This window comes from Shewanella youngdeokensis, assembly GCF_033180165.1.
Taxonomy (GTDB): Bacteria; Pseudomonadota; Gammaproteobacteria; order Enterobacterales; family Shewanellaceae; genus Shewanella; species Shewanella youngdeokensis.
In genome coordinates this window covers 4,175,001-4,187,862 of record NZ_CP136522.1, presented here as the reverse complement: position 1 = coordinate 4,187,862, position 12,862 = coordinate 4,175,001, and the positions used below count along the sequence as shown (strand labels likewise).

At 45.5% G+C, this 12,862-nt stretch carries 5 protein-coding genes and 4 rRNA genes (1 of these 9 running past the window's edge); 8 read left to right on the top strand and 1 reads right to left on the bottom strand.

Annotation, left to right across the window (positions count from 1 at the left end):
* Positions 1-50: 50 nt before the first annotated feature.
* A complete protein-coding gene (ccmI, locus tag RGE70_RS17790) occupies positions 51-1,301 on the bottom strand; it encodes a c-type cytochrome biogenesis protein CcmI (RefSeq protein WP_310472752.1) in 1,251 nt (416 codons plus the stop codon).
* A gap of 429 nt (positions 1,302-1,730) precedes the next feature.
* Between ccmI and RGE70_RS17785 the strand changes: the two genes are divergently transcribed.
* From RGE70_RS17785 to RGE70_RS17750, 8 genes are all read left to right on the top strand, one after another.
* On the top strand, positions 1,731-3,710 hold the full coding sequence (locus RGE70_RS17785; protein WP_310472751.1) for a heme lyase CcmF/NrfE family subunit: 1,980 nt from the start codon (positions 1,731-1,733) through the stop codon (positions 3,708-3,710).
* 15 nt (positions 3,711-3,725) lie between these two features.
* Positions 3,726-4,280, top strand: a complete 555-nt coding sequence (locus RGE70_RS17780; RefSeq protein WP_310472750.1) for a DsbE family thiol:disulfide interchange protein — start codon at positions 3,726-3,728, stop codon at positions 4,278-4,280.
* Complete coding sequence (gene nrfF / locus RGE70_RS17775; protein ID WP_310473014.1) at positions 4,280-4,759, top strand: heme lyase NrfEFG subunit NrfF; 480 nt, start codon at positions 4,280-4,282, stop codon at positions 4,757-4,759. Before RGE70_RS17780 ends, nrfF begins: the two co-directional genes overlap by 1 nt.
* Positions 4,756-5,337, top strand: coding sequence for a TlpA disulfide reductase family protein (locus tag RGE70_RS17770; protein ID WP_310472749.1), 582 nt, complete (start codon positions 4,756-4,758; stop codon positions 5,335-5,337). The genes nrfF and RGE70_RS17770 overlap by 4 nt, the downstream gene beginning before the upstream one ends.
* Positions 5,338-5,965: 628 nt before the next feature.
* Positions 5,966-7,508, top strand: a 16S ribosomal RNA gene (locus RGE70_RS17765).
* 387 nt (positions 7,509-7,895) lie between these two features.
* Positions 7,896-10,789, top strand: a 23S ribosomal RNA gene (locus RGE70_RS17760).
* A gap of 136 nt (positions 10,790-10,925) precedes the next feature.
* A 5S ribosomal RNA gene (gene rrf / locus RGE70_RS17755) occupies positions 10,926-11,041 on the top strand.
* 1,689 nt (positions 11,042-12,730) lie between these two features.
* Positions 12,731-12,862: ribosomal RNA gene (locus tag RGE70_RS17750) — 16S ribosomal RNA — on the top strand; it runs 1,411 nt beyond the window's last position.
* The 16S, 23S and 5S rRNA genes sit together here, the layout of an rRNA operon.

Here is a 12,862-nt window from a genome sequence, read left to right as displayed (position 1 = left end):
CGTATAAAAAAACCGGCATAAGCCGGTTTTTTTATTGCTGTTATTTACAGTTACTCAACTAGAGTATCTAACACTAATTGGCCATTACCACCAACACTTACTGTGTCAAGTTTACCCTGGAGGTCTCCAGCGCGTGGTTTAACGCTACCGTGCTTCGATAATACGGCAATGACTTCAACCGTTCTAGCGTCGCTTAGCTTGGCGTCGCCCATACCAGTGCTGTTATCAAGTGTGATAGTTGCTGGTAATGATCCAGCTGATAACTTTGTTGCAGCCAGAGGGATTTTAGGCCCCTCAGTTGAGCGTGCAAAGACAAATAACATGTCAGTGCTAGCCACTTGTGCTTGTAGCTCTGGGGAAATGGTTACTTCGATAGTTACCGTTTGAGCCGTCGCTTTAGGTTTTACATTGCGATGAGCATCATCATCTGGCATCTCGCCATCAGTGTTCATTCTCATTTTGGCGCTTTCGATAGCATTTATGATAGCGCTACGGTCAACATCAGTGCGTTCGCTATCTAAAATTAATTGCCATGCTTTGATTGCAGATGGATATTCAGCTGAGAAAAAAGCATCCATACCTACAAGTAGCAATGTAGATGGGTCAGACGCATCAAGTGCTAAAGATTGGTCAATCAAAGCTTGTACATCGGGCGTCATTTGTTGATTTGAACGGTAATAAAGTGCCGTTGCTTTCGGGCCTAAAAGTTCTGCGTGCGTGCCAACTAGTTCCATAGTTTTATCGAATGCCTTGATGGCATCATCATAGCGATTTGCAGAAATATAAGTATGGCCAAGGCTAAACCATAATTGACTGTTGTCAGGTTCAGCTTGAGCTTGAGCTTCCATCTCTTGTACACGCTGCGACATCATTTGAGCCTGACTCATACCAGAGTGTTGCTTACTAGCTGTGACTGGACGATCTAAGTTTTTGTAGGCGCCAAGCGTTGTATACATGTAAGCCGATAGGCCCATGACCACTAAAGACATTAGAGCTGGCCAAATAATACTTTTTGGCTTTACAACATTGACTAGCGACTCATCATCACCTTGCTTCATGTCTTGTAACAGGCTCATTTCAAGCTCTGTTTTAAGCGCATCAAACTCAGCTTGGTCAAGTAGTTCTTCGCTAACTTCTTTTTCGAGCACAGCGAGACGTTCGTTAAATAATTCTAAGTTGGTACTTTTGCGAACACCGGCTTCTTCAGTCAGCAGCAATTTTTGCTGACGAAAATGTGGGAACCAAATCAGCACTAGGCTGACCAACACAAATAAGGCTATTAAGATCCAGAATGTGGTCATTATGTCTATTTCACTTAAATTGGCAAAAAGCGGATACACCGCTGAATTTAGGGTCAGATTATACGTAAAGATTATTCATTGAACAGTAATATAACCTGAAATGCTCATAGTTGCGCACTTGTTCACAGATTGATTTTAATTGGAAAATAAGCCGAAACTAACTGAAGCTTCTAGGGTCTTACGCTTAAGTTCAACTAAATTCACTCTGTTTTGGTATTATTTGCACCCAGCTATTTAAGTGTAGCTTGAAATAAGATAGGGAAGAATGCGACAAGTCACCCATATTTGTACGAAAGAGGCAGACAGGAACAATAGCAAATACTAAACTGAGCTAAATTTGTACCCTTTTAAGTAGTGTTAACTACGGACTCGTATGTAATGATATTAGCGCGTGCATATCAATACATGATTTAGGACTGAGGAAAACCCATGATCCCAGAATTAGGACACTTTTCGTTGATTATAGGCTTGGCTTTCGCCATGCTTTTAGCCATCGTCCCTTTAGTAGGTGTAGCACGTAAGGACCAATATTTGGTTCGCTATGCCTGGCCACTATCTTACGGAATGTTCTTTTTCATTCTATTTTCAGTTATCTCTCTTGGCTATAGTTTTGCCGTTGATGACTTTTCTGTGGCTTATGTCGCACATCACTCCAACTCTCAACTACCCATTTTTTTCAAAATAGCGGCAGTTTGGGGGGGGCATGAAGGTTCGTTGCTGTTTTGGGTGTTCTCATTATCAGCTTGGGCTGCTGCAGTAGCATTGTTCAGTAAAGGTCTAGAAGAAGTCTTTACTGCGCGAGTGTTAGCTGTCTTAGCAATGATTTTGATCGGTTTTACGCTATTTATGCTATTGACCTCTAGCCCATTTGAACGCTTATTCCCTATTCCAATGGAAGGTCGCGATCTTAACCCAATGTTGCAAGACGTTGGTTTAATATTCCACCCCCCAATGCTTTACCTTGGTTATGTGGGTTTCTCCGTTAGCTTTGCATTTGCTATTGCTGCTCTAATGAGTGGCCGTTTAGATTCTGCTTGGGCTCGTTGGAGTCGTCCTTGGACATTGGCTGCTTGGGTATTCCTTACTGGTGGTATCTCGCTCGGTTCTTGGTGGGCTTACTATGAGCTTGGTTGGGGCGGTTGGTGGTTCTGGGATCCAGTCGAAAACGCATCTTTCATGCCTTGGTTGATTGGTACTGCTCTCGTGCACTCGTTAATTGTGACTGAAAAACGTGGTGCATTCCGCAACTGGACTGTTTTATTGTCTATTTTTGCCTTCTCGTTAAGCTTGTTAGGTACTTTTATTGTACGTTCAGGCGTACTAACATCGGTGCATTCATTTGCAGCCGACCCAAGCCGAGGCATGTTTATTCTATTGCTGCTGGGCTTAGCCGTTGGCGGTTCACTCACGTTATTTGCCTTTAGGGCAAGTGAAATGAAAAGTGCTGCACGTTTCCAGCTTAAATCTAAAGAGACCATGCTGTTAGTGTGTAACCTGCTGATCACTGTAGCATGTGGTACCGTTTTACTGGGGACACTCTACCCGTTATTAATTGATGCCTTGGGTATGGGTAAGATCTCTGTAGGGCCTCCATATTTCAACGCTGTATTTGTGCCTATTGTGTTGGTATTGTTTGGCTTTATGGGGGTGGGCCCGGTTATTCGTTGGAAGAAGTCAAAAGACGGTGAATTAAAACGCCAACTTATGATCCCCGCAATTATCTCTGTGGTGGTGGGTTTGGCTGCGCCATTCCTAGTAGATGGTCAATTCAATATTTGGGTGGTTTTAGGTGTAGCAACTGCTGTTTGGGTGGTCATTATGACATTCAGAGCTGCATACAATATCGTTAAGACTAAAGACGGTTCGTTTGACATGACTCGTTTGGGTCGTAGTCAGCTGGGTATGATTATTGCGCATCTTGGTATTGCAGTATCGGTTATCGGTGCAACAATGGTTTCTAACTATTCTTTAGAGAAAAGTGTTCGAATGGGACCAGGTATTTCGCAAGAACTTGCAGGCTACACCTTTAAATATGTAGAAACTAAAAATGTAGTAGGTCCAAACTATACCGCGAAGCAGGGTCAGATCGAAGTTTATAAAGGTGATGATTACGTCACATTATTAAAACCTGATCGCCGTCAATATAATGTCCGCACAATGGATATGACAGAGGCAGGTATCGACTGGGGCTTATTCCGTGATCTTTATGTCACAATGGGTGACCCTCTAAGTCGTACTCAGTTTGCTGTTCGTCTTAACTATAAGCCGTTTGTTCGCTGGATATGGTTCGGATCCATCTTTATGATGGTAGGTGGTTTCTTTGCTGCTTCTGATAAACGTTACAGAGTTAAAGCAAAGAGCGCTGATAAAAAATCTGCACAAAAAAATGATAAATTAGCAACGGCATAATTGAATAGGGTAGGTATGAAAAAGCTAGTTTTATTTATTCCACTAATTGTGTTTTTAGCTTTAGGAGTGTTCCTTTATAAGGGACTCTTCTTAAGTCCAGAAAAACTTGATTCAGCTCTTGAAGGAAAGCCGATCCCGGCTTTCCAGCTAGAGATATTGGAAACGCCAGGAGAGTTCCTGACTAATGAGACTCTAACAGGGAAAGTTTCGTTGCTAAACGTGTGGGCGACGTGGTGCCCATCATGTAAATATGAGCACCCTTTCTTAATGACTTTAGCGCGTAAAAACGTGTTACCTATATATGGTATCAACTATCGAGACGAACGTGCGTTAGCAATAAAAGAGCTTAGTCGCGAAGGTAACCCATACGCGATTAATATCTACGATCATAATGGACGTTTAGGATTAGACTTAGGGGTCTATGGTGCGCCAGAAAGTTTCCTTGTCGATCATAAAGGGGTGATTCGTTACCGTTACGCAGGCCCAATTGATTCTCGTGTATGGAAAGAGACGCTTTACCCTATGGTTCAAGAGTTACAAGCAGAAGCTGCAAAGGATGGTGCATCGTGATAAAGACATTTATAAAAAGTCTGTCTGCCGTCATCCTTATGTTTAGTATGATATCAGTTGCTAATGCTACGCCAGTCGATACGTACGAATTTAAGACGCCGGAAAACCAAAAGCGTGCATTATCATTAGCGCATTCGCTTCGGTGCCCTCAATGTCAGAATCAAAACTTAATTGATTCAAATTCACCTGTAGCCCAAGATTTACGTTTGGAAGTATTCCAAATGGTAGACGATGGCAAAACAGAAAGTGAAATTATTGAGTTTATGACTAGTCGTTACGGAGAATTCGTCCTTTACAAACCGAGAATGGAAGGTAAAACCTACATTTTATGGTTAGGGCCAATAGGGCTACTATTGATCGGTGGCTTGATTGGTTTTGCATTTATTCGTAAACAGCGTATTACAGAGTCGAATACTGAACAGCTTTCTGCTGAAGATCAGCAAGAGCTCGATCGTTTGTTAAAGCGAGATCCTAAATGAAAAGATTAGTATCAGGTTTATTTTCCGCCGCCATACTATTAGCAGGGTCAGTTCAAGCATACCCTGGCATGGAAGCAGCAAAAGAAGAGGAAAGCGCATCTAACTACGATTACCCTTCGACCGTTGACCAAATTAATGTATTGCCTAAGCCGTTTCCAATCGAGGCTGTTCCCTTTAAAGACAATAAAGGTAACACCATCGACTTTAGTCAGTATAAAGGTAAGATAATTATGGTAAACATGTGGGCGACTTGGTGTCCTCCATGTGTTAGAGAGCTACCAGCCCTAAGTCGTATTTCTGCTAAGGTTGGCTCTGATGATTTTGAAGTCATCCCTGTCTCAATTGATGAAGCGGGTAATAGTAAAGTAGAGCCTTTTCTAAAAAGATTAAGAATGGAAGGTTTCACCACTTATTATGATCAAGAGCAAGCATTAGGTACCGTATTTCCCTTAGGTACAATACCTGCTACTTTTATCCTAAATAGAGAAGGTGAGTTGATTGCGTTTGTTCGTACTTTCGTAGATTGGGACGATGATAAAGCAGTTAAATTGATTCAAGGTTTCCTAGAGCGAAGCTAATAACCGATTTAGGTTAGTTGTATATAGATGTAGAAAGGGGCTTTAGCCCCTTTTTTGTGCGTATAGTTCGAGAAGTATCCGCTTGGTGGTAATATTACAATTTAATTGCAAAACGCACTTGCGCTTGTTCAGGAACTCCCTATAATGCGCATCCACTGACACGGCACAGCAGGCCAGCTAACTTATCGCAAGGTGAGGTAGCACGGGACTTGCAGCAGTGTTAGAGGGTTTAATCTTCTCGAAGAATGAACCCAGGTGACAAGCGCTTAAAGGGCTTCGAGTTTTGGTTTTGATTAAGAAATCATCGCTTGAAAAACTTCTTAAAATAAGCACTTGACGCCGACACTGGAGAGTGTAGAATACGCCTCCTCAAGCCAACGACCTAGCGTCTTCGGCGAGACTTGAAAGATTAGTCTCACGCTCTTTAACAATATGACAAGCAAATCTGTGTGGGCACTCACAGGTGTTGAGTTATTCGAAATTGCTTCTTAGGAAGCAATCAAAAATATTTCTCAATGAACCACTGAGTGACCATAGCAATATGTAAACTTCGAAAGTCTTCGGGCTTTTGAAAAACAGTATAATTCATTGAGCCGTTTTGCTCTTAACCGAGTAAAGCAAAAAACTTTAATTGAAGAGTTTGATCATGGCTCAGATTGAACGCTGGCGGCAGGCCTAACACATGCAAGTCGAGCGGTAACACAAGGGAGCTTGCTCCTGAGGTGACGAGCGGCGGACGGGTGAGTAATGCCTAGGTATCTGCCCAGTCGAGGGGGATAACAGTTGGAAACGACTGCTAATACCGCATACGCCCTACGGGGGAAAGGAGGGGACCTTCGGGCCTTCCGCGATTGGATGAACCTAGGTGGGATTAGCTAGTTGGTAAGGTAATGGCTTACCAAGGCGACGATCCCTAGCTGGTCTGAGAGGATGATCAGCCACACTGGAACTGAGACACGGTCCAGACTCCTACGGGAGGCAGCAGTGGGGAATATTGCACAATGGGCGAAAGCCTGATGCAGCCATGCCGCGTGTATGAAGAAGGCCTTCGGGTTGTAAAGTACTTTCAGCGAGGAGGAAAGCTCAAGTGTTAATAGCGCTTGGGTGTGACGTTACTCGCAGAAGAAGCACCGGCTAACTTCGTGCCAGCAGCCGCGGTAATACGAGGGGTGCAAGCGTTAATCGGAATTACTGGGCGTAAAGCGTACGCAGGCGGTTTGTTAAGCGAGATGTGAAAGCCCTGGGCTCAACCTAGGAACTGCATTTCGAACTGGCAAACTAGAGTCTTGTAGAGGGGGGTAGAATTTCAGGTGTAGCGGTGAAATGCGTAGAGATCTGAAGGAATACCGGTGGCGAAGGCGGCCCCCTGGACAAAGACTGACGCTCATGTACGAAAGCGTGGGGAGCAAACAGGATTAGATACCCTGGTAGTCCACGCCGTAAACGATGTCTACTCGGAATTTGGTGTCTTGAACACTGGGTTCTCAAGCTAACGCATTAAGTAGACCGCCTGGGGAGTACGGCCGCAAGGTTAAAACTCAAATGAATTGACGGGGGCCCGCACAAGCGGTGGAGCATGTGGTTTAATTCGATGCAACGCGAAGAACCTTACCTACTCTTGACATCCAGAGAATTCGCTAGAGATAGCTTAGTGCCTTCGGGAACTCTGAGACAGGTGCTGCATGGCTGTCGTCAGCTCGTGTTGTGAAATGTTGGGTTAAGTCCCGCAACGAGCGCAACCCTTATCCTTATTTGCCAGCACGTAATGGTGGGAACTTTAGGGAGACTGCCGGTGATAAACCGGAGGAAGGTGGGGACGACGTCAAGTCATCATGGCCCTTACGAGTAGGGCTACACACGTGCTACAATGGTCGGTACAGAGGGTTGCGAAGCCGCGAGGTGGAGCTAATCTCATAAAGCCGGTCGTAGTCCGGATCGGAGTCTGCAACTCGACTCCGTGAAGTCGGAATCGCTAGTAATCGTGGATCAGAATGCCACGGTGAATACGTTCCCGGGCCTTGTACACACCGCCCGTCACACCATGGGAGTGGGCTGCACCAGAAGTAGATAGCTTAACCTTCGGGAGGGCGTTTACCACGGTGTGGTTCATGACTGGGGTGAAGTCGTAACAAGGTAGCCCTAGGGGAACCTGGGGCTGGATCACCTCCTTACCTATACGACTAACTCGCATCTGAAGTATGCAAATACGTTTGAGTGTTCACACAGATTGCTTGTTCTCCTCTTTATAGAGGTGAGCGACAAAATATCCTGCCAAGTTGCAGTGATATCGTTCTTTAAAAATTTGGAAAGCTGATAGTGTTAACGTGAAAGGGACAGCGATTACGATTATTCGTGTTGTTGTTTATAGCGTTAATGCGAAATTAAAAAATTGAGTTCTAAACACTTAAACATTAAGTGTCTTGGCTTATTGCTTAACGGCAATGAGTTAAAAATTCTAATTTTGGCGAAAGTAGAAACCATTAGTTACGATACGACTGTTTTGAGCTTACCCGCTTGAAACAACAGGTATATCTCATAGAGACTTATTTGGGTTGTATGGTTAAGTGACTAAGCGTATATGGTGGATGCCTTGGCAGTCAGAGGCGATGAAGGACGTAGTAACTTGCGAAAAGCGTTGGCGAGCTAGTAACAAGCATTTGAGCTAACGATGTCCGAATGGGGAAACCCACATGCATAAGCATGTATCACAACATGAATACATAGTGTTGTGAGGCAAACCCGGGGAACTGAAACATCTAAGTACCCGGAGGAAAAGAAATCAACCGAGATTCCCCTAGTAGCGGCGAGCGAACGGGGATTAGCCCTTAAGCGTAGAGGGTGTTAGTGGAATGTGTTGGAAAGCACAGCGGCACAGGGTGATAGCCCCGTACATGAAAACTAACTTTACGTGAAAACGAGTAGGACGGGACACGTGACATCTTGTCTGAATATGGGGGACCATCCTCCAAGGCTAAATACTCCTGACTGACCGATAGTGAACCAGTACCGTGAGGGAAAGGCGAAAAGAACCCCTGTGAGGGGAGTGAAATAGAACCTGAAACCGTATACGTACAAGCAGTGGGAGCGGTTCTTGAGACCGTGACTGCGTACCTTTTGTATAATGGGTCAGCGACTTACATTTTGTAGCGAGGTTAAGCGAATAGCGGAGCCGTAGGGAAACCGAGTGTTAACTGCGCGTTTAGTTGCAAGGTGTAGACCCGAAACCCGGTGATCTAGCCATGGGCAGGTTGAAGGTTGAGTAACATCAACTGGAGGACCGAACCGACTTATGTTGAAAAATGAGCGGATGACTTGTGGCTGGGGGTGAAAGGCCAATCAAACCGGGAGATATCTGGTTCTCCTCGAAAGCTATTTAGGTAGCGCCTCGAGCGAATACCATTGGGGGTAGAGCACTGTTAAGGCTAGGGGGTCATCCCGACTTACCAACCCTTTGCAAACTCCGAATACCAATGAGTACTACTCGGGAGACACACGGCGGGTGCTAACGTCCGTCGTGAAAAGGGAAACAACCCAGACCATCAGCTAAGGTCCCAAAGTTATTGCTAAGTGGGAAACGATGTGGGAAGGCTTAGACAGCTAGGATGTTGGCTTAGAAGCAGCCATCATTTAAAGAAAGCGTAATAGCTCACTAGTCGAGTCGGCCTGCGCGGAAGATTTAACGGGGCTAAGCAATACACCGAAGCTATGGGTTTGCTAGTTTACTAGCAAGCGGTAGAGGAGCGTTCTGTAAGCCGTTGAAGGTGAAGGGGTAACCCACACTGGAGGTATCAGAAGTGCGAATGCTGACATGAGTAACGATAAAGGGAGTGAAAAACTCCCTCGCCGAAAGACCAAGGGTTCCTGTCCAATGTTAATCAGGGCAGGGTGAGTCGACCCCTAAGGTGAGGCCGAAAGGCGTAATCGATGGGAAACAGGTTAATATTCCTGTACTTCTGCTAACTGCGATGGAGAGACGGAGAAGGCTAGGCTAGCGCGGCGTTGGTTGTCCGCGTTTAAGGTTGTAGGCTGTAAACTTAGGCAAATCCGGGTTTACTTAAGGCTGAGAGCTGATGACGAGTCACTAAGGTGATGAAGTAGTTGATGCCATGCTTCCAGGAAAATCTTCTAAGCTTCAGGTTAGTAGGAATCGTACCCCAAACCGACACAGGTGGTTGGGTAGAGAATACCAAGGCGCTTGAGAGAACTCGGCTGAAGGAACTAGGCAAAATGGTACCGTAACTTCGGGAGAAGGTACGCTGCCGACGGTGATGGGACTTGCTTCCTAAGCTGTTGGCAGTCGCAGATACCAGGTGGCTGCAACTGTTTATCAAAAACACAGTACTGTGCAAACTCGCAAGAGGAAGTATACGGTATGACGCCTGCCCGGTGCCGGAAGGTTAATTGATTGGGTTATCTTCGGAGAAGCTCATGATCGAAGCCCCGGTAAACGGCGGCCGTAACTATAACGGTCCTAAGGTAGCGAAATTCCTTGTCGGGTAAGTTCCGACCTGCACGAATGGCGTAATGATGGCCACGCTGTCTCCAGCCGAGACTCAGTGAAGTTGAAATTGCGGTGAAGATGCCGTATACCCGCGGCTAGACGGAAAGACCCCGTGCACCTTTACTATAGCTTGGCACTGAACATTGAACCTACATGTGTAGGATAGGTGGGAGACTTTGAAGCGACGTCGCTAGATGTTGTGGAGTCGTCCTTGAAATACCACCCTTGTAGTTTTGATGTTCTAACCGCGGCCCCTGAATCGGGGTTCGGGACAGTGCCTGGTGGGTAGTTTGACTGGGGCGGTCTCCTCCCAAAGAGTAACGGAGGAGCACGAAGGTTGGCTAAGTACGGTCGGACATCGTACGGTTAGTGCAATGGCATAAGCCAGCTTAACTGCGAGACATACACGTCGAGCAGGTACGAAAGTAGGTCATAGTGATCCGGTGGTTCTGAATGGAAGGGCCATCGCTCAACGGATAAAAGGTACGCCGGGGATAACAGGCTGATACCGCCCAAGAGTTCATATCGACGGCGGTGTTTGGCACCTCGATGTCGGCTCATCACATCCTGGGGCTGAAGTCGGTCCCAAGGGTATGGCTGTTCGCCATTTAAAGTGGTACGCGAGCTGGGTTCAGAACGTCGTGAGACAGTTCGGTCCCTATCTGCCGTGGGCGTTGGATGATTGAAGGAAGCTGCTCCTAGTACGAGAGGACCGGAGTGGACGAACCGCTGGTGTTCGGGTTGTTATGCCAATAGCATTGCCCGGTAGCTACGTTCGGAATCGATAACCGCTGAAAGCATCTAAGCGGGAAGCGAGTCCTAAGATGAGTCATCCCTAGGAATTTAATTCCTCTAAAGAGCCGTTCGAGACTAGGACGTTGATAGGCAGGGTGTGTAAGCGTTGTGAGGCGTTGAGCTAACCTGTACTAATGACTCGTGAGGCCTAACCATACAACCCTGATGGGTTTTGTATGAGACTGATGTTTTTACATATCAGAATTAGAAGCACTTAATGTTGTGTGACTCAATAATAGATTTCAGTTTACTTGCGTAAGTGAGTAACAGCTTTTCAAATTTCCCAAATTTGTCTGGAGACCATAGAGCTGTGGTACCACCTGATCCCATTCCGAACTCAGAAGTGAAACGCAGTATCGCCGATGGTAGTGTGGGGTTTCCCCATGTGAGAGTAGGTCATTTCCAGGCGCCTAATAAGTGAAGAGCCCGCTACGCTGTAGCGGGCTTTTTTACGTCTACGATTTATGGCCTGGGCTGCTTTAGGCTGCTGTATTAATAGGTTAGCGCTCTACATTTTGGTGCTTTAAGCTCGATACAAAGCCGTGTGGCCGCTATGCCCATGTGAGAGTCGGTCATTTCCAGGCGCCTAATAAGTGAAGAGCCCGCTACGTTGTAGCGGGCTTTTTTGCGTCTGCGATTTATGGCCTGGGCTGCTTTAGGCTGCTGTATTAACAGGTTAGCGCTCTACATTCTAGTGCTCTAAACTCAAAACCAAGTCGTGTGGCCTATATGCCCATGTGAGGGTAGGATATTTTGAAGCGCCGGATCAGTATCAAAACTCGCGACTATTTAGTGGGTTTTCACATCTTCGATTTATGGCATGAGCCATTTTTAAGCCGTTCAGGTTTATCAGTATCATCGATAAAGACTAAACAAGAGGCCGTCATCTTATTTAACCCTCAATAAAAGTGAAGAAACTACAACGTCTGTTACATTGTTTGTTGATATAGGCAGCTCTTAAAATTATCGTTACCAATACCAATACCAATACCAATACCAATACCAATACCAATACCAATACCAATACCAATACCCTTGCAACATCATTTCGGTTCTATCCATTAATGCCTCAACCTGGCCTTGTTAAGCAGAATTCTTAATCTTGAGGGGAAAGCGAGTAAGTTTTTCTGGTCACTGAAGAGTTTTGAGATATATACCACCTCGCCGAAACAAGCCTCGAAGCGCATCAACATCAATATAGACATGTTGTCAGCATCGCTTTAGACGTATTTATCAGAGTCATGCCAGTCCATACCACTCATTCATGCGGGGACATTAACTCCAGAACACGAGGTTTTAGCATAATTAATTCCATTAGAATTTGTGAAAGTGACTGCTAGGTGGTTGCGGTGAAGAGGTCATGACTAGCACCGCTAAAGGGAGTGGATTTATCGGATAAAAATAAAGCGTAAATTAATCCGTTATAGGGCGTGCAAGTTGCTCATTATGGGCTAAGATTTATATCCCACCGAGTGATGCACTGACAGGCTTATTGAATGTATGTGGATAACTCTGGGGGTAAGTGGTGCGTAGGGTGTGTTGTAACTGTGCCTTTTAAAAAAGGTTGTTTTAATTGATAAAAGCGCTTGCGCTTGTTCAGGAACTCCCTATAATGCGCATCCACTGACACGGCACAGCAGGCCAACTAACTTACCGCAAGGTAAGGTAGCACGGGACTTGCAGCAGTGTTAGAGGGTTAAATCATTCTCGAAGAATGAACCCAGGTGACAAGCGCTTAAAGGGCTTCTAGTTTTGGTTTTGATTAAGAAATCATCGCTTGAAAAACTTCTTAAAATAAGCACTTGACGCCGACACTGGAGAGTGTAGAATACGCCTCCTCAAGCCAACGACCTAGCGTCTTCGGCGAGACTTGAAAGATTAGTCTCACGCTCTTTAACAATATGACAAGCAAATCTGTGTGGGCACTCACAGGTGTTGAGTTATTCGAAATTGCTTCTTAGGAAGCAATCAAAAATATTTCTCAATGAACCACTGAGTGACCATAGCAATATGTAAACTTCGAAAGTCTTCGGGCTTTTGAAAAACAGTATAATTCATTGAGCCGTTTTGCTCTTAACCGAGTAAAGCAAAAAACTTTAATTGAAGAGTTTGATCATGGCTCAGATTGAACGCTGGCGGCAGGCCTAACACATGCAAGTCGAGCGGTAACACAAGGGAGCTTGCTCCTGAGGTGACGAGCGGCGGACGGGTGAGTAATGCCTAGGTATC

Coding starts and splice junctions, on each gene's coding strand:
- ccmI (WP_310472752.1), bottom strand. CDS start 1,301: ATGACCACATTCTGGATCTTAATAGCCTTATTTGTGTTGGTCAGCCTA.
- RGE70_RS17785 (WP_310472751.1), top strand. CDS start 1,731: ATGATCCCAGAATTAGGACACTTTTCGTTGATTATAGGCTTGGCTTTC.
- RGE70_RS17780 (WP_310472750.1), top strand. CDS start 3,726: ATGAAAAAGCTAGTTTTATTTATTCCACTAATTGTGTTTTTAGCTTTA.
- RGE70_RS17770 (WP_310472749.1), top strand. CDS start 4,756: ATGAAAAGATTAGTATCAGGTTTATTTTCCGCCGCCATACTATTAGCA.